Source organism: Plastoroseomonas arctica (genome assembly GCF_018128965.1).
GTDB lineage: Bacteria > Pseudomonadota > Alphaproteobacteria > Acetobacterales > Acetobacteraceae > Plastoroseomonas > Plastoroseomonas arctica.
The window spans coordinates 131,723-154,172 of sequence record NZ_JAAEDH010000004.1 but is presented as its reverse complement, the minus strand read 5'-3'; the positions used below and the strand labels follow the sequence as shown (position 1 = coordinate 154,172).

Below are 22,450 nucleotides of genomic sequence, written 5' to 3'. Positions count from 1 at the left end.
CGACCACGATGCGAGGTACCGCCTTGACCGACCTCCTCACCAACCTCCTCTCGCCGGCCGTGCTGTGCTTTCTGCTCGGGGCGGCGGCGTATTTCGCGAAGTCGGACCTGCGGCTGCCCGATGCGATCTTCAACGTGGTGTCGGTCTACCTAATGTTGTCCATCGGACTGAAGGGTGGGGCGTCCCTCGCGGCGGCGACGTTTTCGGCCTTCGCGCTGCCAGCGCTTGGGGCTATGGCTCTGGGGTGCCTGATCACCCTCTGGAGCTACGCTTTCCTGCGACGGCTCGGGGGCTTCGGGACGGCGGATGCGGCAGCCGTGGCGGCGCATTACGGGTCGGTCTCCGCCGTGACCTTCGCGGCCGTGGTTGATTGGCTCACGCGCTCAGGCGTAGCCTACGAGGGTTACGTCGCCGCGTTGCTGGCGCTGCTGGAGGCGCCGGCAATCCTCATCGCGCTGTCCCTGGCGGGGGCGGCAAGGGCAACCGCGAGCGATGCGAGCGGCAACGGCCATACGAGGATCGGCGCGGTGGTGGCGGAGGTGGCGAGCGGGAAGAGCATCGTCGTGCTGGTCGGCGGGCTGCTGATCGGCGCGGTAGTGGGCACGGCGACGCTCGCGCCGGTGAAGCCGTTCTTCGTCGACCTGTTCCCGGGCGTTCTGTGCCTTTTCCTGTTGGACCTGGGCCGTGCGGCAGCGGAGCGACTGCGTGACTTCCACAGGGCGGGGCCGGTGCTGGTGGGGTTCGCAATCGGTGCGCCGCTGCTGCACGGGGCGCTGGGCGTTGGAGTGGCGTGGCTGACGGGAATGTCGGTCGGGGGGGCGATTGTGCTGGGGACGCTCGCGGCCTCCGCGTCCTACATCGCGGCGCCTGCGGCGGTGCGGCTGGCGTTGCCTGAGGCCAATCCAGGGCTCTATCTCACCGCCTCGCTCGCGATCACCTTCCCGTTCAACATCGTGCTGGGAATTGGGATCTACGCGGCCATGGCGCGGGCGCTCTATGGGGTGGGATGATTGACTAGGTAAGGGCCCGTTTGGCTGCGTCAGCAGTTCGCCCGTTTCCGGTGTCAGGTGACGTGCTGCACAATTGGCCTAAGCACTCGTGAGCCAGCGGCACCGCGCTATACGAGAGTCTGCCGCGTACCGCATCGTCACCGACCTAGCCCCAATTCAGCGACGCGAGGTGTCGCACCCGGCGAGACGCGTCTCACGACGCCCAGAGAAGGTTGGAATCCGGTTCCCACTGCTGCGGGAGAAGAGATTCAAACGCTGCGCGGCGGAACGTCCGCTCTGGCGAGCGGTTGGGACCTCACTCGACGTCCAGGTTGGGCGCAAAGCTGTCACTGCACCGCCGGCAAGAGAGCCGCGCTAGATTGGCTAATCCGCGGCGCCGGCCCGGCTATACGAGCGAGAAGCTGCTTTCCGGCGAGGCCTTTCCGGTGGCGAGCCCCGATCTGATCGCGCGCGATGGCCCCTTCGCCACGGAGGCAGATCTGCTGCGGGCGCCGCTCATGCATGATGGCAGCACCGAGCCATGGAACCTGTGGCTGGAGCGCTCCGGCATCAGCGGGGCGCTGCTGCTGCGGGGGATGGTCTGCGAGGATGGCCTTCTTACTCGGACGGCGATGCTCGCTGGGATCGGCGTCGCGCTGACACGGCCGATGTTGATCGAGGATGAGCTACGCTCGGGGCGGCTGGTGCAGATCTTCGCGCGCGGGATCGGCGACGGGCAGGACTACTACCTGTGCCTGCGCAACACACAGGATTTGCCGGGCGTCGTGCGCCAGATTGCGGCGTGGCGCCGCACGCCGCATTGACGACAGGCCGGCCTAGGCGGGCCCGGCTGCTGAAGCATTGGCAAGGACCGAGCGCACATGGATTACGATCAGGCCTCGTCATTGAGCGCGCATGCGCCAGGCTCATCGCCCGAAGCCGGAAGGCATGATCAAGGCCGCGCCATGGTTGCCCGCTGATGGCGAAACCCGGCGATGCGGTCGCTGACCTGTCATCGAAGGAGCTGCGCGCGGTGGTCCTCGTCGCGCGCTACTTCAGCTTCATCGGCGCGGCGGCAGAGCTGCGCCTGTCGCAGCCGGGCCTGTCGCGCATCATCCGCAAGGTCGAGCAGCAGATCGGGGTGACGCTGTTCCATCGCACCACGCGGCAGGTGACGCTGACCGCGGCGGGCGCCCAGTTCGTGCCCTTTGCCGAGCGGCTGCTCGATGACTTCGCCAATGGCATCGCCGCAGTGCGCGCGCTGGAGCCTGGCGCACGCGGCCAGGTCGCCGTGGGCTGCCCGATGTCGGTCGCGCAATCGAGCCTGGTCGCCATCATCCTCGAATTCCGCCGGCGGCGCCCCGCGGTCAAGATCTCGGTGCGCGAGGGCTTGCAGAGCATGATCCATGAGGAGGTGCTCAATGGCGTGCTCGATTTCGGCATCGGCTTCATTCGCCTGCCGATCGAGGACATGCTGGTGGAGCCTCTGCATGATGGCAGCTTCCACGTGGCCTTCCATCGCGACCACCGCTTCGCCAGCCGCCGCGTGGTGCCGCTGGACGCGCTGCGCGACGAGGTCTTGGTCTCGATGCCGCCCTCCGCCAACCTGCGCCAGATCTTTGACGGCGCAGCGGCGAGCGCCGGCTTCCGGCTAAACCACGCGATCACCGTGAACACTTATTCCACCGTGTTCGAATTGCTGCGCGCGCGCGCCGGCATCGCGATCCTGCCCGACCCCGGCGTGCCCGACGCGGATGACCCGCTGCTCACCTCGCGCCCGATCGACCCGCCGCGCGTGGAGGCGCGGCTGTCGATCATCCGCCTGAAATCACGCGTCGAATCACCGGCGGCGCGCGCCTTTCGAGAGCTGGTGCTGGCGCATTTCCGCCCGGTCGCGACGCAGGACAAAGCTTAGCGGGGGTCAGTCGAGCTGGATGCCCATCGCGGTCACGATGCGCCGGTATTCCTCCACCTCCTCGCGCATGAAGGCCGCGAATTCCTCGGGCGCGGTCCCCCGCACCTCCAGGCCCAGCGCCAGCAGCCGGTCGCGCGTCTGCGGCGTTGCGATCGCGGCCCGACCGTGGCGCGCCAGGGTTGCGATGGTGGCCAGGTCGGTGCCGGCGCGCGCGACCAGGCCGATCCATCCGCGCGAGCGGTAGCCGGGCAGACCGGCCTCGGCCATCGTCGGCACCTCCGGCAGGCGCGTGGCCCGTTCGTCGATGGTGACCGCCAGGGCGCGGAGCTGCCCCGCCAGGACCGGTTCGATGGCGGTGGGGATGGTTTCGAACATCACCTGGATCTGCCCGGCCATCAGGTCGCTGAGTGCCGGCGCGCCGCCGCGATAGGGTACGTGTACCATCTCGATGCCGTTCATGCGGCGGAACACGTCGGCCGCCATCTGCTGCGAGGAGCCCGAGCCGGCGCTGCCATAGTTCAGCCGCCCCGGATGGGCGCGGGCATAGGCGATCAGCTCGGCGATGCTGCGCACCGGCACCGATGGGTGCACCACCACCACATTGGGTTGCAGCGCCACCAACGTGATGGGCGCGAAGTCGCGCAGCGGGTCGTAGGGCAGGTTGCGGAACAGCGCGGCATTGGCTGCGAGCGAGGAGGCGCTGCCCATGAACAGCGTGTGGCCATCGGCGGCCGCCTTGGCGACGAAATCGGCGCCGAGATTGCCGCTCGCGCCGGGGCGGTTCTCCACCACCACCGGCTGGCCGAGGCTTCGCGTCAGGTCCTGCGCGATGATGCGCGCGACGATGTCGATGCTGCCGCCCGGCGCGAAGGCCACCACCATGCGGACCGGACGCTGCGGATAGGCATCCTGCGCGATGGCCGCGAGCGGCAGCAGGGCGGCAAGCCCGGCGATGATGATGCGGCGCATGGGTCCCTCCTCAGTTCAGGGTGATGTTGGCGGCCGCGACCAGGGCGCGGTTGGCGGCGAGCTCGGCATCGAGGAAGGCGCGGAAGCTCGCGGGCGTGCTGGGCGTGATCTCGAGGCCGAGATCGACCAGCCGCGCGGTGATGGCGGGGCCGGCGACGATGGCACGCACCTCGCGGTCGAGCGTCGCGACGATCGCCGGCGGCAGCGCGGCGGGGCCGAGCAGGCCGAGCCAGGCGCGCGCCTCATACCCCGGCACGCCCGATTCAGCGACCGTCGCCAGCTCCGGCATGGCCGGCGAGCGGTTCAGCGTGGTGACGCCGAGTGCCCGCACTTGCCCGCCGCGCACCGCCTGCAAGGCGGTGGGGATGGTTTCGAACATTGCCTGCACCTGGCCGGCGATCAGGTCGCTCAGCCCCGGCGCGCCGCCGCGATAGGGGATGTGCGTCATGGAGATGCCGGTGCGCAGCGCGAAGCCTTCGGCGGCGAGATGCTGGGAGGAGCCGATGCCGGCGGTGGCGTAATTGATCCGCCCCGGCTGCGCGCGGGCAAGCGCGATGAATTCCGCCACGCTGGTCGCCGGGACGGAGGGGTGGACGATCAGCACGTTCGCCTGCAGCGCGATGAGCGTGACGGGCGCGAGGTCCCGCTGCGGGTTGTAGGGCAGCTCTGGGTTGAGCGCGGGGCTGGTGACGATGGGGCCGGCGCCGGCCATCAGCAGCGTGTAGCCATCGGGCTGCGCCTTGGCGACGAAATCGGTGCCGACATTGCCGCCGGCGCCGGAGCGATTGTCCACCACGAAGGGCTGGCCGAGGCGGCGTGCCAGCTCGGCGCCCACCAGCCGCGCGACGATGTCCACCGACCCGCCGGCCGGGAAGGCGACGACGATGCGCACTGGACGGGCCGGATAGGCCTCCTGCGCCGAGACCGCCGGTGCCACCAACAGGGCCAGTGCCACGCAAATCCGCTTCAGCATCATAAGCACGCTCCTTCGCTACCGGTGCCGCTGGATCGGGGCACGAGGTGGTTCACGCGCGAAGGCGAAGTCTTCCCTGTTCATTCTTTGTGGCCCGCCACGCGTCGGCGGCGGGCGTAGCAATAATCAGGCGAGCAGGATCCGGGCATCGACGATGGTGTAGCCCGAGGCGTCGAGGATGACCGGGTTGAGGTCGATCTCGGTGATCTCCGGATGCGCAGCGGCGAGGCCGGACAGTGTCAGCATCAGCGCGACCAGCGCCTCGCGGTCGATGGCAGGGCCGCCGCGGATGCCGTCGAGCACGGCGCGGCCCTTGATCTCGTCCAGCATCTCCTCCGCATCGCCGCGTGCCAGCGGCAGGGTGCGGAAGACCACGTCGTTCATCACCTCGACGAAGACGCCGCCGAGGCCGAACAACATCGCCTTGCCGTATTGCGGGTCAGAGACGATGCCCAGGATCACCTCCACGCCCTTGCGCGCCATCGGTGTGACCAGCACGCCCGTGAGGATGGCGTCGGGCAGCGCGCGGCCGATGGAGTCAAGCATGGCGGAGGCGGCATCGGCGATGGCGGCCGCGCCCTGGAGACCGAGACGGACACCGCCGGCATCGGATTTGTGCAGGATGTCGGGCGAGATGATTTTGATCGCGACCGGCGCCGCGGCGAGCGCCCCAGGCACCGCCGGTGCGTCGCGGGTCAGGATGGCGAAGGGTGGCACGGCGATGCCGCTCGCGGCCAGCAGGCGCAGGGCCTCGGGCTCCAGCAGCGCGGCGCGGCCCTCGGTGCGGGCGGCGCCGATGATGGCGAGGGCCTCGGGCGCGGGTTCCGGCACGGGTGGCGAGGCGGCAGCGGCCTTGCGCGCCAGGCCGCGGTGATGCGCGTCGAGGCCGGCGAGGCAGGCGGCCGCGACCTCGATCGAGCGCACGACGACGATGCCGCCCTCGCGCATGATGCGCATCGCCTCGGTGTTCCACTCGGCATAGTGATTTTGCACGATGATCGGCTTGCCGAATTCGCGCGAGGCCGCGACCATCTCGCGCGCCGCCTGGTTCTCGCCCTCGCGGATCGCATCGGTGTCGTTGCGGCACTGGTAGCCGCCGGCATAGCCCACCGAGAGCAGCGCATCGATGTTCGGATCGGCCAGGATCGCCCGCGTGCAGGGGGCGAGGTAGCGCGGATGCGGGTCGGTCGCGCCGCCGTAGTCGACAGGGTTGAACAGCTGGCTGGCATTGGGCGAGATGGTCTTCAGCAGCGCCTCGCTGGCCGGCTCCAGCAACGGAATCTGCAGGCCACGCTCGGCCAGCGCATCGGCCGCTTGGGAGATGACGCCGCCGCCTTCGGAGAGGATGCCGATGCGCAGCGCGGCGCGGCCGGCATGGTGGGACAGCGCCTCGGCGACCGAGAACATCTCGTCCGAGCGCTCGACCACCACGATGCCGGCCTGGCGCATCGCCGCGCGCCCCACCGCGTAGTCGCCGGCGAGCGAGCCGGAATGGGAGCGCGCCGCGCCCTCGCCCTGGCGCGTGCGCCCGGCCTTGTACAGCACCACGGGCTTGATCGCGGTTACCGCGCGCGCCGCGGCGACGAAGCCGGCGCCATCTTCGAAGCCTTCTGCATAGACGATGACCGCGCGGGTCTCCTCGTCCTCGCCGAAGTAGCGGACATATTCGTCGAAACGGATGTCGCTCTCATTGCCGACGCCGACGAAGGTGGTGAAGCCGGCCTGGCCGTTGCGGATGCTGCTGGTCATCAGAGACATCGCGACATTGCCCGATTGCGAGAGCACGCCCAGCGCGCCCTTGTAGATGCCCGGCCAGCCGACGAGGTTCATGCCGGTATGGGCATCGAAGATGCCGTTGGTGTTGGGTCCTATCAGCCGCACGCCATGCGCCTGGCCGGCGGCGAGGGTGCGGGCTTCCAGCTCAGCGCCGGCGTCACTTGCCTCGCCGAAGCCACCGGCCAGCAGTACCGCGCCCTTCACCCCCTTGGCACCGCATTCGGCGATGACGCCGGGGGCCGCATGGGCAGGGGTGCAGACCAGCGCGGTGTCGATCGCGTGCGGCACGGCGGCGAGGTTGGGGTAGCAGGGCAGCCCGAGGATCTCTTTTTCTTTCGGGTTGATAGGCGCGATGATTCCCGCAAAACCCTGGCGGAACAGCGCCTCTATCGCGCGGTAGCCACGCTTGGCGGGGTCGCGCGAGGCGCCGATGATGGCGATGGCGCGCGGCTTGAGGATATCGCGGATCGGGCTTGGCATCATGCGCCTCAGGTGCTGCTGGCGGAGAAGCGCACGGTCTGCGCCCGCGCCTTCCAATCGGTGACGACATTGACCAGCGCCGGGCGGCCGGCGGCGACCGCCTCCGCCGCGCGCGCCAGCGCGGGGGCGATGTCCTCGGGCCGCTCGACGAATTCGCCGTGGCAGCCCAGCGCCTCGGCCATCGCATCGAAGCGGGTATAGCCGAGCTCACGGCCGGGCTTACTGCGGTCGGGGTCGGCGGTCCAGCCGCCGTTGAGGCTGATGACCACGATCACCGGCAGGCCGTGGCGAACGGCGGTGTCCAGCTCCATCGCATTGAGGCCGAAGGAGCCGTCGCCATGCAGCACCAGCACCATCTTGTCTGGCTTTGCCGCCTTTGCGCCGAGGCCGAAGGGCAGGCCCACCCCCATAATGCCGAAGGGGCCGGAATTCAGCCGGTGGCCGGCGGTGTGGGTCGGGATGGTCTGGCGACCGTAGTTCAGGATCTCCTGCCCATCGACGCAGAGGATGGCATCGCGCGGCAGGAAGTCGCGGATTTCGCGGCACAGGCGCAGCGGGTGGATCGGGGTCTGGTCGGTGGCCAGCGCCACCTCGCTGGCCGGCGCCTTCGTCGCCTCGATCTCGGCCAGATGCCGGGTCCAGGCCGCGTAGCGCGCCGGCGCGATGCCGGTAGCGGCTGCGCTGAGCTGTTCGAGGGCCACGCGCAGATCGGCGCAGATGCCGAGCGTGACCTGCGGCGTGGCGGCGATCTCGGCGGGGTCGATGTCGATGCGAATGAGCTTCGCATTCTTGGCGAAGCGTGGCGGCTTGCCATGGCCGAAGACGTAGTTGAGGCGGGTGCCGAGCACGAGCACCAGGTCCGCCTCGCGCAGCGCCGCCGAGCGGGCATTGGCGAAGGCCAGCGCGTGGTCTTCCGGTACCACGCCGCGGCCCTGTGGGGTGGTGTAGAAGGGTATGCCGCTCTGCTCGACCCAGGCCTGCATCGTCTCGGCCGCGCCCGACCAGAGCACGCCGCTGCCGGAGATGATGACCGGCCGCTCGGCCTCGGCGAGCATCGCCACGGCCTGCGCGATCTGGGCGGGGTCGGCAGCCGGGCGCGGGCGTGGGCCGGGCTCGGCCGGCCAGACCACATCGGCCTCCTCGATCGCGGCGAACAGCACATCGCCTGGCAGGTCGAGATAGACCGGGCCGGGCTTGCCGCTGGTGGCGATGCGGAAGGCGGTGGCGATCATCTCGGGGATGCGGCGGGTTTCGTAGACGCGCTCGGCCCATTTCGTCAGCGGCTTCATCGCGGCGAGCTGGTCGAATTCCTGGAAGGCGCCGGTGCCGTATTCGCGCACCGGGCTTGACCCGCCGAGGGCCACCACCGGCGCGCAATCGACTAGCGCATTGGCGAGGCCTGTGCCGAGATTGAGCGCGCCGGGGCCGGAGCAGGCCATGCACACGCCGGGGACGTTGCGCAGCCGCGCATAGGCATGGGCCATCATGGCCGCCGCCTGCTCATGCCGAACATCGATGCCGCGGATGCCGAGGTCGATGCATGCCTTTTCCGCTTGGAGCATCGGCGCGCCCATGAGGAAGAAAAAGGTATCGACGCCAAGGCGCTTCAGGGCCTGGCCGACGAGCTGGGAACCGGTGACGGGCATGGGCTGGGGAAGCCTTCATAAGGGTGGCCGCTGGGCGGTCGCGGCCAGATGCACTTTGATAGGCAGAAGGGCCATTCAGAGCAAAAACAATCTGATAAGCGGAATTAATGCAGAATTTGCATGAATTCTCTCGAGCGCTTCCGGCCGTCTCGGCGCCGCGGGCTAGGCCTTGCGGATATTCCAGAACACCGGAAAGCCGCGCAGGATTCCCGAGAGGTTGCGACGGAAGGCAGTGGCGTTGAAGTACTGCCCGATCGGCACGTAGGGGACGGCACGAAGCGCCCGGCGCTGGATGTCCTGTGCGACCTGCATAGGGTCTGGCGCATCCAGCCAGCCCACTCGAAGGGCCTCCAAGGCCGGATCGTCTGGCCATCCGGGGGCCGCCGAAGCGCCCGAGGTCGCGAGCCAGGCATGGGTCGCGGGACTCGCCTGGTCGAGGCCGGAATTGAAGGTGCAGAAGGCATTCCAGCCGCCCGCCTCGGGTGCCTCGCGCTTGGCGCGGCGCTGGACCACGGTTCCCCAATCCATGGCCTGGTAGTCCACATTGAGGCCCACGCGGCGTAGCATGTCGCCCGCGACCTCCGAGGCGGCCTTGAGCGAGGCAATGTCGCTCGCCGCCAGCAGCACCAAGGGCTCGCCACGATAGCCGGCGGCGATGATCTCGCGTCGCGCGCGCTCGATGTCGCGCGGCGCGGCGATCACCTCCATACCCGCATCGCTGGCGGACGGGCTTTCGGGGCAGAACATGCCCACGCCGTCGCGCCACAGCGAGGTGTCGTCGCCGGCGACCGCCCGCATGAAGTCCGACTGGTTCACCGCGTGCAGCAAGGCCTGGCGGATCGCGGGGTTGTTGAAGGGTGGGTGCAACGCATTAAGCCGCATGATGCCGACCGAGCCCAGCGGATCGAGCGTCTCCAGCTGGATCCCCCGATGCCGGCGCAACAGGGGCAGCAGGTCAACCAGCGGCTGCTCGACCCAATCCACCTCGCCGGCCTGGAGTGCCGCGGCGGCGGTGCCGGGATCGGGGTTGGTGAGCCACTCGACGCGGTCAAGATGCACGATCTTCGGACCCGCCATGAAATCCGGCGTGCCGGACTCCTGGGGCCTATAGCCGGCGAAGCGTTCGTATACGACGCGCGCACCGGCGATCTGCTCGGCGGCCAGGAAGCGGAACGGCCCGGATCCGACCATCTCGGTGATCTGCGTGAAGGCGTCGATGCGCGCCAGCCGCTCGGGCATGATCGCGCAGAGATTCGACCCCGCTTTGCCCAGTGCGAGGGGCAATTGCGGGAAGGGCCGCGACAGACGGAAGACGATGCTGCGGTCATCCGGTGCCGAGAGATCCTCGACCCGCGCCATCAGCAGCCGCCCGAGGATGTCGCGCCGGCCCCAGCGGCGGATGGAGGCCACGCAATCCCGCGCCAGGACCGGCTCGCCATCATGAAATCGCAAGCCGTCGCGCAGCGTCAATGTCCAGCGCAGGCCATCGGCCTCGACGACGTGCCCCGCCAGCATCTGGTGCGAGACCTGGACGCGGCTGTCCTGGCCGAAAAGCGTGTCGAAGACGAGGTAGCTGTGGTGGCGCGTGACATGCGCCGCCGTCCAGATCGGATCCAGCACGGTCAGGTCCGCCTGGGGGACGAAGCGGAGGGTGCGCGCCGCCTGGGCGGTGGCGATCCGCGGCGCGGCGAGCAGCCCGGCGCCGATTCCGAAAAGGGTGCGACGGTGCATGGTCAGGCATCCTTTGCTTCAGCGCGGCGCAAGCGCGGTTTCGACAATCCCCATGAATAGCCGCACGCCATGGTCGAGAGCGGCCTCGTCGATGTCGAAATCGATCGCGTGATGGACATTCGCGATGGTACTGCCGATCAGGAAATAGGTGCCTTTGCCGCCCCGTTCCTGAACGCGCCGGATCATGGTTGTGGCGTCGTCGCAGCCATCCATCTTGCGGAAGGGCAGCACTGTCGCGATGCCCTCGGTGCGTCCGGCGACACTGGCGACGATGGACGCCGCCTCGGGGTCGTTCGCGGCGCCGAAATTCTTGCCCATGAGCCGGGTTTCCAGTGTGCAGCCATGCATGGTCGCAGCGCCGTTCAGCACCTCCATCATGCGGCGGTCCATGAAGGCCAGGCTCTCGGGCGTGTCGCCGCGCACTTCGAGTTGCAGGAGGCATTCATCGGCGATGATGTTGCGCCCGCCGCCGGCGACCATCTTGCCGACATTGACATGCGTCACCGCGCCCGCGTGGCGAGAGATGGCGTGCAGGCCGAGTGCGGCGGTAGCACCGGCCAGCAGCGCGTTGCGCCCGGCCTGGGGTGAGGCCGCCGCATGCGCCGCCGCACCCGTGAACACCGCGTCGCTGCGCGTGGCGAACAGGAAGCCGCGCGCTTCGGCGGCAACCGTCCCGGTGGGCAGGTGACACCCGAGATGTCCGGCGAAGAACAGGTCCACATCATCGAGGATGCCGGCTTCCACCATCGGGAAGGCGCCGCGCCCGCCTTCCTCGGCGGGCTGGAAGATGAGGCGCAGGGTCCCGCGCCAGGACGCCGCCGGATTGGCCAGCTGCTCCGCGAGCGCGAGCCCGATCGCGGTGTGGCCATCATGCGCGCAGGCATGCATCAGGCCCTGGCGGGCCGAGCGGAATCCCTCGGCATTGGGGTTGTGGGATGCCGCCTCGGTTTCGCGGACGGGCAGCGCATCCATGTCGAAGCGGAGTGCGAGCACGGGCCCCTCGCCGCGGCGCAATTCGGCGACGATGCCGGTCTGGCCGCCCGGCATGCGGTCGATCCATTCGGCGGGCGCGCCGGCGGCGAGTGCGGCGGCTTTGGCCTCGGCGACGGAAGCGGCGGAGGGTTGGCCTAGCATCGCATCCTCGCGCATGACCTCAGGGCCGACGCGCAGGGTCCAGCCGAGCTTCGCGAGGTGAGCGGCGGTCAGCGCCGCGGTGCGGTATTCCAGAAATCCCAGTTCGGGGAAGGCATGCAGGTCGCGGCGAATGCGCCTGACGCCCCCATCATTGGAACCGGTGGTCCAGGCGGCCATGAACGCGATCTCCGCTGCGATGCAACACGCTCCGCCGGGCCGGTGTTTTTGTCCAGCCACGGTGCGGCGGACGGGCACTATCATCGCCATGGAAGGGGCCGTGGTGCTGGATCACTTCCGTGATTATTTGCCTCGCAGATCACGGCCATCCAGGCATGCCCGAATTTTCATCGTCCATGTTTCTGAAATGCCCAGCACCGCACCAGCTTCGTCTGGCCGCGGCGATCCGCAGATAATTCCGGCTTCCGTGGACCGCTGCCGAGGGATTGACTGCGTTGCACCATGTCCAGAACCCTCGCCCGCCACGTCTGCGACGGCCTCCTGATCGAGGCACGCGATGCGCTGCTCACGGTCTCCTTCAATCGTCCGGAAAAGCGCAACGCCGTCACGCTGGCGATGTACCGAGCCCTTGGCGCAGTGTTCACCGAGGCCGCTGAGACAAACGGTATTCGGGCCATCCTCCTCCGCGGCACGCCGAGCTGTTTCTCCTCGGGCGCGGACATCTCCGACTTTCCCCAAGGTGAGGGCAGGGACGCGGTGATCGCCGCGCACCGCGAAATCAGTGACGCTGCTGTTCAGGCGCTGGCCGATTGCCCGCAACCCACCATCGCCTTTATCGATGGGCTTTGCTACGGCGGCGGCCTTAGCTTCGCGATGGCCTGCGACTTTCGCCTCGCCACGACGCCATCGACCTTCGCCATCCCCGCCGCCCGGCTGGGCGTCGTCTATGGCCAACCGGACACGCTCCGCCTCCACGCCCTGGTCGGCCTAGCGCCAGCAAAGCGCATGCTGTTCATCGGCGATCGCATCGATGCCCCCCAGGCCCTCGCCGCCGGCCTAATCGACGAGATCGCCGAGGCGCCTGACGCCCTCATCGCATCCCTTCTCGCCCGCGCCCCGCTCTCGATCGCCGGCGCCAAGACCACGCTCAACGCCATCGCAGACCAGGCGCTCGTTGCCCGTGCTCCCCTGATCGCGGAGACGGTCACCCGCGCCATGCGCAGTCGCGACCTGAAGGAAGCCACCGCCGCCTTTCTCGCCAAGCGTCCCCCCACCTTCACCGGCGAATAGCCGCCGCGGAGCCGCCGCATGACCTTCACGCGACGAAGCCTTGCCGGTCTTCTCCTTGCCCCTGCCGTCGCGTCAAGGAGGGCGCGCGCGCAACCCGCTCGAGCACTCCGCATCGTCGTGCCCTTCGCTCCTGGCGGCAGCCTCGACATTCTCGGCCGCCTTTACGCCCGCCACCTCGGCGAGCGTCTCGGCTGGAATGTCGTCGTGGAGAACCGCTCCGGCGCCGGCGGTAATCTCGGTGCCGACCTTGTCGCAAAGGCCCGCCCCGACGGCACCACCGTGCTGCTGACCAGCGAGCCGCTCGCCGTTGCCCCAGCCTTGTTCCCCACCCTTCCCTACGATCCGCTGCGGGACCTCCAGCCGATGGCGCTGGTCGCGCGCATCTCCCAGGTCCTGGTGACCCACCCGGGCTACCCGCCGACCAATTTCGCCGCGATGGTCACCGCAGCGCGCGCCGCGCCCGAAACCGTTCTGCTCGGCCATACCGGCCCGGGTTCCCCCGGCAGCCTGATCGCCGCGCTGCTCATGCTCGAGGGTATCCGCTTCGCGCTCGTCCCCTATCGCGGCGGAGGCCCACTGGTGCAGGACATTGTCGCTGGCAACATCCCCGCCGGGATCATGACGCTGCCCGCAGCGCTCCCGTTCGTCCGCGAGGGCACCGTGAAGGCCTACGCCGTCTCTTCCACGCACCGGTCGCTCTTCGCGCCCGAAACGCCCACAACCGGCGAGGTGGTCCCTGGCGTCACACTCGATTCCTGGCAGGGCTTCTTCCTGCCCGCCAACACACCCGCTGAAATTGCCGCCCGTCTAAACGCTGCATTCACCGCCACCACCCAGCTTCCCGCCGTGCGCGATTGGCTGCTCGGCCAAGCGTTCGAGCCGGATTTTGGCGGCCCTGCCGAACTTGGCACTCTCATGGCGACCGAAATTCCTCGCTGGCGTCGTATTGTTCAGGCCGCCGGCCTCCAGACCAATTAGAGGAACCCACCCCCATGCCCGGCGCCCTCGACGGCCTCATCGTCCTCGACCTCACCAGCCATCTCTCCGGCCCCTACTGCACCATGCTGCTTGCAGACATGGGCGCTGATGTCATCAAGGTCGAACGACCCGGCAAGGGAGACGACAGCCGCAGCATGCCCCCCTTCGTGGACGGCATCGGCGCGCCCTATGCGCTGTGGAACCGCAACAAGCGCTCGATCGCGCTTGACCCCAAAAACCCCGAGGACCGCGCCGCCCTGCACGCCCTGGCGCAGCGCGCGGACATCCTAGTGGAGAACATGCGCCCCGGCGCACTCGCCCGCATGGGCCTCGATTATGCCACATTGTCGAAGACCAACCCCCGCCTCATCGTCTGCTCCATATCCGGCTTCGGGCAGACCGGCCCCTGGTCCGAGCATGGCGGCTTCGACCTCATGACCCAGGCGATGTCCGGGCTGATGGCCGGCAACGGGCCGATCGACGGCGAACCCACCCGCCTGCCCATTGCCATCTCCGACGTCTCGGGCGGCATGTTCGCCGCCATCGGGATCCTCGGCGCGCTCAACGCGCGGGCGAAGACCGGACGCGGCCAAAAAGTCGAAGCCTCGCTCTTCGAGAGCGCCCTTGCCTTCGGCGTCTATGAAGCTGCCCTGGTACTCGGCACCGGCCAACGCCCCCAGCGCATGGGCCAGGCGCATCGCGGCAGCGCCCCCTACCAGGCATTCGAGAGCAGCGATGGATGGCTCACCATCGGTGCCGGGCAGGACCATTTCTTCAAGCCCTTCTGCAGGCTGCTCGGCCTCGAATCCCTCGCGGAGGATGCCCGCTTCGCCACCAATGCGCTCCGCGTCGCCAACAACATCGCTTTGATGCAGATCCTCGCGGAGCAGGTTCGCCAGCAGCCCACCGCCCATTGGCTGGAAGCACTGGAGGAGATCGGCATCCCCGCCGAGCCGGTGCTCAATTATGACGAAGCCCTGGCGCACCCCCAGGCTCGATCCCTCGGCGTCGTGGCTGACATCCCTGGCGCCACGCGCGGCCTGAAGCAGACACTCGCCCCGGCGGTCCACCTGTCCGAGACGCGCTCCTTAGTTCGCCGCCCCGCCCCGGGCCTGGACGAACACGGTGCCGAAATCCGTGCCTGGCTCAGTGCTACCGCCTGAGCGCGATCTCTGCGCCCCCCGGGGAGGTGCTTGGACGAGGTGTTAGCTGGCTCGCTGTTCGCTCCACGATAGAGGGCCCCGTGCAGGTATCTTGCGCCGACCAGCTTTGACTGTGCCCCTCCGAAATTGCCAAGGAGCGGTCCAATCATCGCGAGCGATTTCAGGCCGATCGGCACGGATATTGCTGACCTTGCTTACTGCGGCGCAGTTCAGTGGGCGCGACCTCAGCCCTAACAGTTTCGGCGCTATCTAGCATGGAGGCCGACATGATTAGCCTGTTCGCAATTCCCAATATGGTCGGCGCGCATCTCGGCGCCTGGCGACACCCGGAGGCGTTCGATCGTCCGGTAATGAACCTTGATTATAACATCGAGACGGCGCGCCTGGCCGAGCGGGGCAAATTTGACGGCCTGTTCCTTGCCGACGGCAATGCGGTGCGCGACATGGACCGCCCGGCGCTGTTCGCGGCCAACTCGCCTGTGGCGCGGCCAGGCGTGTTCGACCCCGTCATCTTGTTGACCATGCTGGCGGCCGCGACCAGCCGCATCGGCGTGGTCTCAACAGCCACGACCAGCTTCGACCAGCCCTATTTCATTGCCCGCCGCTTTGCCTCGCTCGACCACGCCAGCAAGGGGCGGGCGGGGTGGAACATGGTCACCAACTCCTACGCCGGCGACGCGCTGAACTTCAACCATTCCGACCCGCTCAGCCGCGAGGAGCGCTATGACCGCGCGCAGGAATTCGTTGAGGTCGTGAAAGCACTCTGGGACAGCTGGGCGGAGGATGCCTTCATCCAAGACAAGGCGAGCGGCCAGTTCTTGGACCCCACCCGTGTGCGCGAGATCAACCACGCTGGGCGGCACTTCCAGGTGAAAGGCCCGCTCAACGTGCCGCCGACGCCGCAGGGGCATCCCGTGGTGTTCATGGCCGGGCAGTCGGAGCGCGGCAAGGAGCTCGCCGCTTTGCATGCGGACGCGATGTTCGGTGCGGGGGATTCGCGCGAGTCGATGCAGGCCGACTACGCGGACATCAAGGCGCGCATGGCGAAGTACGGCCGCCACCCGGATGAGCTGAAATTCATCCCAGGCGTGAGCATCTTCGTCGGGCGGAGTTCGGCCGAGGCGGATGATTTGTATGACGAGCTGAACGCGCTGATCTCGCCCGATCTCGGCGTGCATTATCTGTCGAAGATTTTGCACTACGATCTTTCGGGCCATCCGCTCGACGGACCGCTACCGGCGGATATTCCGGAGACGGTGGTCGGCGGCAGCAGCACGCGCACCTTCACCATCCAGATGGCGCGGCGCAAGGCGCTGACCATCCGCCAGACCTATGAGCAGGTGGTGCCCGCCTTCGGCAGCCCGGTCATCAAGGGCAACCCCGTCGAGGTCGCCGACCAGATGGAGGATTGGTACCGCAGCAAGGTGTGCGACGGGTTCATGGTGTCGATCCCGCTGATGCCGCGAGGCCTGCACGACTTTGTCGATCTGGTGGTGCCGGAGCTGCAGCGGCGCGGGGTGTTCCGGAAGGAATATGAGGGGACGACGCTGCGCGAGCATATGGGGCTGGCGCGGCCGCGCAGCCGGCATTTTGATAAACGGGATATGGCGGCGGAGTAAGCAAGCTTGGGGAAAAGAATTTCCCCAAACCCCATTCTTTTATTTTTGTTTTTGGGTGCGAGTGGGCGAGTCATGCTTAGTCGGCAGACGGCCGCTGGATGCGCAATCAGCGCCAAGGAATCATTCTTATGCCGCGCGCTGAAAAGTCGCACTTCGCCTGCCATGCGGCGCTGGCCTGCGAGCGAACACCAAAAACTCAAAAATAAAAGAATGGGGGCAAACGTATACGTTTGCGGGGGAAATTCATTTCCCCCAGTCTTCAAGCCGCCTGTCCCAACGCCGGTGGCAACGCTGCCAGCGTCTCCATCGTATGGTGGCACATGATCTGGTGTCCCCCCGGCCCCATCCGCAGCGGCGGCGCCACCGTGTCGCACACCGCCCCGATCCGCCGCGGGCAGCGCGGCGCGAAGCGACACCCCCCCGCCGGCGGCACGGACGAGGCATCACCCGCCAGCCGCGTGCGTTGCGCGCTGCGCCCCTTCAGCCCGACCAGCGGCACCGCGGAGAGCAGCGCCTCGGTATAGGGGTGGTAGGGCGGCGCCAGCATCTGCGCCGCCGCACCCTGTTCGACGATGGTGCCGCGATACATCACCGCGATGCGGTCCGCGATATGCGCGATCACGCCGATGTCGTGACTGATGAACAGGTAGGCGATGCCAAGGCGATCGCGCAGATCGGCCAGCAGGTTCAGCACCGCCGCCTGCACGGAGACATCGAGCGCGGAGACGGCTTCGTCGCAGACCAGGAAATCTGGCCGGCTGGCCAGCGCGCGGGCAATGCCGATGCGCTGCTTCTCGCCGCCCGACATCTGGTGCGGGTAGCGCGAGCGGTAGGAGGATGGCAGGCGCACCAGCTCCAGCAGCCGGTCCACCTCGCGGTCGGCCTCGGCGCCGCGGGCGATGCCGAAGCGCACCAGCGGCCAGCGCAGCGCCTGGTGCACGGTCTGGCGCGGGTTGAGCGAGCTGTCCGGGTTCTGGAACACGATCTGCGCGCGGCGGCGGAAAGCGGTGTCGGGCTGGGCGGGCACGATCTCGCCATCGAGGCTGATGCGCCCGGCATCGGCGGCGAGCAGGCGCAGCATCAGGCGCCCGAGCGTGGATTTCCCGCAGCCGGATTCGCCGACGAGGCCGAGGACCTCGCCGCGCGCGACATGCAGGGCGACGTCATCCACCGCGAGCACGCCGGCGTTGCGCGTGAGCCGCGGCAGACCGCCGCGAAAGCCGAGGGAGAGCGCGGCGCCGAGGCGGAAGCTTTTCGTCAGCTCCATCGCCTGGATCAGCGGCCTGGTGCCGGCGGGGAGGATGCGTGCCTGCGCCGGCGCGGCATCCTCAAGCGGCGGCGCTGCGGCGACGACATCCGCAAGATGGCAGCGTACGCGATGCGCGGCCGGTCCGTCGAGCAGCTGAGCTTCGGCGCAGGCGGGCAGGGCGAAGTCGCAGCGTGCGCGGAAATTGCAGCCTGGCTCCGGCCGGGTGAGGTCCGGCAGGCCGCCGGGGATCGGGGTTAGGCGCGCGATGCGGCCGTGATCGGCGCGCGGCAGGGCGGCGAGCAGGCCGCGCGTATAGGGGTGCTGCGGCCTTGCGAGGATCGCCGCTGTCTCGCCCTGTTCCACGACGCGCCCGGCATAGAGCACGGTCAGCCCGTCGCACAGCCGATCGACAATGCCGAGATTATGGCTGACCAGCAGCATCGCGACATTGCGGTGCCGCCGCAGATCATCGAGCAGATCGAGAATCTGCGCTTCCACCGTGACGTCGAGCGCGGTGGTGGGCTCATCCAGCAGCAGCAGCTCCGGCTCGCAGGCGAGCGCGGTGGCGATGACCGCACGCTGCTTCATGCCCCCCGAAAGCTGGTGCGGGTAGGAGCGCGCGACGGACTCCGCGCGCGCCACGCCAACTTCGTTCAGCAGCGACACGGCGCGGGCCATCGCGTCGCGCTCGGAGCTGCCGCGATGGTGGATCAGCGGCTCGGCAATCTGGTAGCCGATGGTCAGGCCAGGATTCAGCGCGGCGGAGGGGTCCTGGAACACCATCCCGATGCGCCGCCCGCGCAGGGCAGCGGCCGTCTTGTGCAGATCCTCGCCGTCGAAGGCTGCGCGCGACGTGCTCACCGTCGCGCCCTTGCCGAGCAGCCCGAGGATGGCGAGCACCAGCGAAGATTTGCCCGACCCGCTCTCGCCCACCAGCCCCATCGCCTGGCCGCGATGCAGCTCCAGCGACACGCCATCCAGCGCCTGCACCATGCCGCGCGCCGTGGCGTAGCGCAGCGACAAATCGCGCAATTCGAGCAGCGGCGCCTCAGCCATGCCCACGCCCCTGCATGCGCGGGTCCAGCAGATCGCGCAGCCCCTCGCCCACCACGTTGATCAGCACCAGCAGCAGGCACAGGCAGATGCCGGGCGCGAGCGCGATCCACGGCGCCTGCTCGATGAAGGGCCGGCTTTCCGCGATCATCAGCCCCCATTCGCTCGCCGGCGGCTGCGGTCCCAGGCCGAGGAAGGACAGCGCCGATCCGAGCAGAATGGCGAAGGTGATGCGCAGCGACGTCTCGACGATGATCGGCGGCCAGGCATTTGGCAGGATCTCGCGCCACAGGATGCGCACCGCACCATCGCCGCGCGCCCGCGCGGCATCGACGAAATCCTCGGCGAGCAGACCGAGGGCCACGGCGCGCGACAGCCGCGTCATGATCGGCACGTACACGATGCCCACCGAGATCACGGTCTTGGCCACGCTCGGCTGCGTCGTCGCCAGGATCAACAGCCCGAGCAGCACCGGCGGGATGGAGATCATCAGGTCCACGCCGCGCATCACGGCCTCATCCACCCAACCCCGATGGAAGGCGGCGAGCATCCCGAGCGGCACCCCGATCGCGAGGCTGATCGCGGTGGCACCAAACCCCATCAGCAGCGAGTAATGCGCGCCGGCCAGCACGCGCGAGAAGACGTCGCGGCCGAAATCATCCGTGCCGAACCAATGCGCGAGCGAGGGCGCCTGCAACCGCTCGCGGATCGCGAAGGCATCCGGGTCATAGGGCGTGATCCACGGCCCCGCGACGGCGAGGACCACGATCACGGCGATCGCGAATCCGCCGAGGATCAAGCCCCGCGGCAGGCGCCGGCCTCGGGGCAAAGCAAGTGCGGCACTCATGCCGCCGAACCCCCATACCGGATGCGCGGGTTCAGCGTGGCGTACAAGATATCGGCGGCGAGGTTGGCCAGCGCATAGACGCTGGTCACCACGATCATGCCGCCCATCATCAGCGGAAGATCCTGGTTGTCGATCGCATAGATCAGCATCCGGCCGAGGCCCGGAAAAGCGAAGACCGTCTCCACCACGACGATGCCGCCGATCAGCAGCCCCATATCGATCGCAAGCACGGTGATGGTCGGCAGCAGCGCATTGGGCAGAGCGTGGCGATACAGCACGAAGCGCTCGGCCAGCCCCTTGGCGCGCGCGGCCAGCACATACTGGCTATCCAACGCCTCGAGCATGGAGGAGCGCGTCATGCGCGAGACATGCGCGATGAGGCCCAGCGTCAGCGTCACCACCGGCAGCACCAGGTGCCGCGCCCAGCCGAGCACGCCGGCCTCGGCGAGCGGCGTGTATCCGGTCGCCGGCAGCCAGCCGAGCCAGGCGGCAAACACCAGGATGACGACGATGCACCAGAAGAATTCGGGAATGGAAATGAAGGCATATTGCGCAAGCGTCAGCGCCCTATCGCTGCTCGATCCGCGGTTCACCGCCGAATGCACGCCGAGCGCGATGCCGATGATGGCGACCAGCACCAGGCTGATGCCGGCGAGGATGGCCGAACGCCCCAGCGCCTCGATCAGGATCGGCCCCGCCGGTCGCTCCATGGTCAGCGAATTGCCGAAATCGCCGCGCAGCAGCCCGGAGAACCAGCGCCAATACTGCATGGGCAGCGGATCATTCAGTCCCAGCCGCTGCTCCAGCAACGCGATCGAATCCGCCGTGGCGAATTCCCCCAGGATCATGTGCGCGACGCTGCCGGGCAGCAGATGCACGATGCCGAACACCATCACCGTCATCAGCCACACGACGCCGATGACCGAAGCGATGCGGCGAATGATGTAGCGCGTCACACCCCCGCGACCACCGTCTCGCGCAGGTCGAACCAGCGCATCGGGTGCGTGGCCACGCCCTGCACGCGGCCGCGATAGGCGCAGGCGAAATTGGCGGTGTAGGCGAAGTAGCTGGCCGGATCCTCGGCGAGAAATTTCTGCACGTCCTGGTAGTGCCTCTTCTGCACGTTGGTATCGCCGGTCAAGCGCGCGGCTTCCAGCGCGGCATCCACGCGCGGATTGGAATAATTCCAAAGCCGCGGATTCCAGCTGCCCTGCGAATGCAGGAAGGGGAACATCGCGCTATCCACCGTGGGCCGCGCGAAGAAGCCGTTGATCGAGATCGGCGCCTTGCCCGACACCTCCGCCGAGAAGCGCGAGAAGGGCACGCGCTGGATCTCGAACTCGAACCCCGCCGGCCGCCCGAGCTGCTGCATCGCCACACCCAGGCGCTCGCGCACAGGCCGTCCGACCGGGACGACGAGCGGCACGCGCAGCCCGCGCGCGTGTCCGGCCTGCGCCATCAGCCGGCGCGCCTGCGCGACATCGGCGCGCGCGGGGATCGGGATCTCGCTCGCGAAGAACGGGTGCGTCGGTGGGATCGGGCTGTGCGTCGGCACGCCTTCGCCGAACAGCGCGATCTCCACGATATCCGCCTTGGGGATTGCGAGGTGCAGGGCCAGGCGCACACGCTGGTCGTTGAACGGCGCCGTCGCGCAGTTGACCACGCCCGCGTCCCAGGTGGGCGTGGGGATGCTCTCGATGCGAAGCGCGCGGTTCTCGCGCAGCGTGCGCACCGCCTCGGGGGCGAGGTCCCAGACGATGTCGACATCGCCGGCCTGGAGTGCGGCGATGCGCACCGCCATTTCCGGGATGATGCGGATCTCGACGCCGTCGAGCTTCGGCTTGCCTTCCTCGAAATAGGTCGGGTTGCGCGACAGCACCAGGCGATCACCGGGCGTGTAGCGGCGGAACACGAAGGGCCCGGTGCCGATCGGCGCGGTCGAGATCGTGTCATAGCTCTCGGGCGGGATGATCTTCGCCTGGCGATCGGCGAGGATGTCGGCAAAGCCGCCATAGGCATAGGAGAGCTTGAACGCCACCGTGTGGCTGTCCACTGCCTCCATGTCGTCGATCATGTCGTAGCCGCTGCGCGCGGCGGAGCCGGTGGCGGGGTCGAGGATGCGGCGGAAGGTCGCGACCACATCGGCGGCCACCATCTCGCGGCCATTGTGGAACCGCACCCCGCGCTTGAGCTTGAAGGTCCACAGCTTGAGGTCTTCGGAGAAGGTCCAGGATTCCGCGAGCTCGGGTTCGAGGGTGAGGTCCTCGCGCAGGCGGGTCAGGCCGTTGAAGACGAGCAGGTCGTAGATGTACTCCTCGCCGAGCGTGGTCTTGGCGACGTCGAGCGTGGAGAGGTTGGTGCCCACGACGATGCGCAGCGTGCCGCCGCCGCCGGCCTGGGCCTGCGCGCGGCGCGAAAGGCTGCTCGCGGCGATGACGGCCGGCATGGCGAGGAGATTGCGGCGCAGGAGAGACATGCGAAGGCTCCGCGAAGGATGGCGTCGCGCCAAGCCTCGCCCGGATGCGCGGCGGCGGGCGAGGGCGATTCCGGCGCGCGCCGCGACATTCCGGGCCGCGCACGCGCGATCTGCCCAGGGGGGAAGCACTGCGGGCGGGAATTGCGCGTCGCGGCGTCGTTTCGCGCCGCGCGCCCGGCATGATGCTTGCAGGACCCGCGCGGG

At 68.5% G+C, this 22,450-nt stretch carries 17 protein-coding genes; 7 read left to right on the top strand and 10 right to left on the bottom strand.

The genetic code is table 11. The features are described 5' to 3' along the window. Window positions 1–23: 23 nt before the first annotated feature. The 3 genes from GXW79_RS05780 to GXW79_RS05770 all read left to right on the top strand — a co-directional run bounded on the left by GXW79_RS05780 (window position 24) and on the right by GXW79_RS05770 (window position 2,904). The gene (locus tag GXW79_RS05780) at window positions 24–1,010 is read left to right on the top strand and encodes a sodium-dependent bicarbonate transport family permease (RefSeq protein ID WP_246503750.1); all 987 of its coding nucleotides are present in this window, start codon (window positions 24–26) and stop codon (window positions 1,008–1,010) included. 359 nt (window positions 1,011–1,369) lie between these two features. Then, the gene (locus GXW79_RS05775; RefSeq protein ID WP_211873398.1) at window positions 1,370–1,813 is read left to right on the top strand and encodes a LysR substrate-binding domain-containing protein; all 444 of its coding nucleotides are present in this window, start codon (window positions 1,370–1,372) and stop codon (window positions 1,811–1,813) included. Window positions 1,814–1,968: 155 nt separating this feature from the next. Next, a complete protein-coding gene (locus GXW79_RS05770) occupies window positions 1,969–2,904 on the top strand; it encodes a LysR family transcriptional regulator (protein WP_211873397.1) in 936 nt (311 codons plus the stop codon). Window positions 2,905–2,910: 6 nt separating this feature from the next. Here GXW79_RS05770 and GXW79_RS05765 read toward each other — a convergent pair whose 3' ends face one another. From GXW79_RS05765 to GXW79_RS05740, 6 genes are all read right to left on the bottom strand, one after another. Further along, window positions 2,911–3,873, bottom strand: coding sequence for a Bug family tripartite tricarboxylate transporter substrate binding protein (locus tag GXW79_RS05765; RefSeq protein WP_211873396.1), 963 nt, complete (start codon window positions 3,871–3,873; stop codon window positions 2,911–2,913). Between the two features lie 10 nt (window positions 3,874–3,883). Further along, window positions 3,884–4,846, bottom strand: a complete 963-nt coding sequence (locus tag GXW79_RS05760; RefSeq protein ID WP_211873395.1) for a Bug family tripartite tricarboxylate transporter substrate binding protein — start codon at window positions 4,844–4,846, stop codon at window positions 3,884–3,886. 126 nt (window positions 4,847–4,972) lie between these two features. Continuing rightward, window positions 4,973–7,105 (bottom strand): acetate--CoA ligase family protein, encoded by a 2,133-nt coding sequence (locus GXW79_RS05755; protein WP_211873394.1) that lies wholly within the window; start codon window positions 7,103–7,105, stop codon window positions 4,973–4,975. A 5-nt stretch (window positions 7,106–7,110) separates the two neighbouring features. After that, window positions 7,111–8,748, bottom strand: coding sequence for a thiamine pyrophosphate-binding protein (locus GXW79_RS05750; RefSeq protein WP_211873393.1), 1,638 nt, complete (start codon window positions 8,746–8,748; stop codon window positions 7,111–7,113). Window positions 8,749–8,910: 162 nt separating this feature from the next. Further along, entirely contained in the window at window positions 8,911–10,479 is a 1,569-nt protein-coding gene (locus GXW79_RS05745) for an ABC transporter substrate-binding protein (protein ID WP_211873392.1), read from the bottom strand. 18 nt (window positions 10,480–10,497) lie between these two features. Continuing rightward, window positions 10,498–11,790, bottom strand: coding sequence for an amidohydrolase (locus GXW79_RS05740; RefSeq protein WP_211873391.1), 1,293 nt, complete (start codon window positions 11,788–11,790; stop codon window positions 10,498–10,500). 282 nt (window positions 11,791–12,072) lie between these two features. Here GXW79_RS05740 and GXW79_RS05735 point away from each other — a divergent pair, with 282 nt between their 5' ends. From GXW79_RS05735 to GXW79_RS05720, 4 genes are all read left to right on the top strand, one after another. Then, window positions 12,073–12,861 carry an enoyl-CoA hydratase/isomerase family protein gene (locus GXW79_RS05735; RefSeq protein ID WP_211873390.1) on the top strand — a complete coding sequence of 263 codons (789 nt, stop codon included), beginning with the start codon at window positions 12,073–12,075 and terminating at the stop codon, window positions 12,859–12,861. An 18-nt stretch (window positions 12,862–12,879) separates the two neighbouring features. Continuing rightward, window positions 12,880–13,839, top strand: coding sequence for a Bug family tripartite tricarboxylate transporter substrate binding protein (locus GXW79_RS05730; protein ID WP_211873389.1), 960 nt, complete (start codon window positions 12,880–12,882; stop codon window positions 13,837–13,839). A gap of 14 nt (window positions 13,840–13,853) precedes the next feature. After that, entirely contained in the window at window positions 13,854–15,002 is a 1,149-nt protein-coding gene (locus GXW79_RS05725; RefSeq protein WP_211873388.1) for a CaiB/BaiF CoA transferase family protein, read from the top strand. A gap of 266 nt (window positions 15,003–15,268) precedes the next feature. Beyond that, window positions 15,269–16,621, top strand: coding sequence for an LLM class flavin-dependent oxidoreductase (locus GXW79_RS05720; RefSeq protein WP_211873387.1), 1,353 nt, complete (start codon window positions 15,269–15,271; stop codon window positions 16,619–16,621). Window positions 16,622–16,880: 259 nt separating this feature from the next. Here the strand turns inward: GXW79_RS05720 and GXW79_RS05715 are convergent, their stop codons facing one another. Genes GXW79_RS05715 through GXW79_RS05700 form a run of 4 tightly spaced genes read right to left on the bottom strand, consistent with a single transcriptional unit; the run spans window position 16,881 to window position 22,246 of the window. Beyond that, complete coding sequence (locus tag GXW79_RS05715) at window positions 16,881–18,926, bottom strand: dipeptide ABC transporter ATP-binding protein (protein ID WP_211873386.1); 2,046 nt, start codon at window positions 18,924–18,926, stop codon at window positions 16,881–16,883. After that, window positions 18,919–19,770, bottom strand: a complete 852-nt coding sequence (locus GXW79_RS05710; RefSeq protein WP_211873385.1) for an ABC transporter permease — start codon at window positions 19,768–19,770, stop codon at window positions 18,919–18,921. Before GXW79_RS05710 ends, GXW79_RS05715 begins: the two co-directional genes overlap by 8 nt. Beyond that, the gene (locus GXW79_RS05705) at window positions 19,767–20,726 is read right to left on the bottom strand and encodes an ABC transporter permease (RefSeq protein WP_211873384.1); all 960 of its coding nucleotides are present in this window, start codon (window positions 20,724–20,726) and stop codon (window positions 19,767–19,769) included. The genes GXW79_RS05710 and GXW79_RS05705 overlap by 4 nt, the downstream gene beginning before the upstream one ends. Then, a complete protein-coding gene (locus GXW79_RS05700) occupies window positions 20,723–22,246 on the bottom strand; it encodes an ABC transporter substrate-binding protein (RefSeq protein ID WP_211873383.1) in 1,524 nt (507 codons plus the stop codon). The genes GXW79_RS05705 and GXW79_RS05700 overlap by 4 nt, the downstream gene beginning before the upstream one ends. Window positions 22,247–22,450: the final 204 nt, after the last annotated feature.

What these genes read in the sequence shown, in the direction of transcription:
- GXW79_RS05770 (WP_211873397.1), top strand. Translation starts at nt 1,969, where the DNA reads ATGGCGAAACCCGGCGATGCGGTCGCTGACCTGTCATCGAAGGAGCTG.
- GXW79_RS05765 (WP_211873396.1), bottom strand. Translation starts at nt 3,873, where the DNA reads ATGCGCCGCATCATCATCGCCGGGCTTGCCGCCCTGCTGCCGCTCGCG.
- GXW79_RS05760 (WP_211873395.1), bottom strand. Translation starts at nt 4,846, where the DNA reads ATGCTGAAGCGGATTTGCGTGGCACTGGCCCTGTTGGTGGCACCGGCG.
- GXW79_RS05755 (WP_211873394.1), bottom strand. Translation starts at nt 7,105, where the DNA reads ATGATGCCAAGCCCGATCCGCGATATCCTCAAGCCGCGCGCCATCGCC.
- GXW79_RS05750 (WP_211873393.1), bottom strand. Translation starts at nt 8,748, where the DNA reads ATGCCCGTCACCGGTTCCCAGCTCGTCGGCCAGGCCCTGAAGCGCCTT.
- GXW79_RS05745 (WP_211873392.1), bottom strand. Translation starts at nt 10,479, where the DNA reads ATGCACCGTCGCACCCTTTTCGGAATCGGCGCCGGGCTGCTCGCCGCG.
- GXW79_RS05740 (WP_211873391.1), bottom strand. Translation starts at nt 11,790, where the DNA reads ATGGCCGCCTGGACCACCGGTTCCAATGATGGGGGCGTCAGGCGCATT.
- GXW79_RS05735 (WP_211873390.1), top strand. Translation starts at nt 12,073, where the DNA reads ATGTCCAGAACCCTCGCCCGCCACGTCTGCGACGGCCTCCTGATCGAG.
- GXW79_RS05730 (WP_211873389.1), top strand. Translation starts at nt 12,880, where the DNA reads ATGACCTTCACGCGACGAAGCCTTGCCGGTCTTCTCCTTGCCCCTGCC.
- GXW79_RS05725 (WP_211873388.1), top strand. Translation starts at nt 13,854, where the DNA reads ATGCCCGGCGCCCTCGACGGCCTCATCGTCCTCGACCTCACCAGCCAT.
- GXW79_RS05720 (WP_211873387.1), top strand. Translation starts at nt 15,269, where the DNA reads ATGATTAGCCTGTTCGCAATTCCCAATATGGTCGGCGCGCATCTCGGC.
- GXW79_RS05715 (WP_211873386.1), bottom strand. Translation starts at nt 18,926, where the DNA reads ATGGCTGAGGCGCCGCTGCTCGAATTGCGCGATTTGTCGCTGCGCTAC.
- GXW79_RS05710 (WP_211873385.1), bottom strand. Translation starts at nt 19,770, where the DNA reads ATGAGTGCCGCACTTGCTTTGCCCCGAGGCCGGCGCCTGCCGCGGGGC.
- GXW79_RS05700 (WP_211873383.1), bottom strand. Translation starts at nt 22,246, where the DNA reads ATGTCTCTCCTGCGCCGCAATCTCCTCGCCATGCCGGCCGTCATCGCC.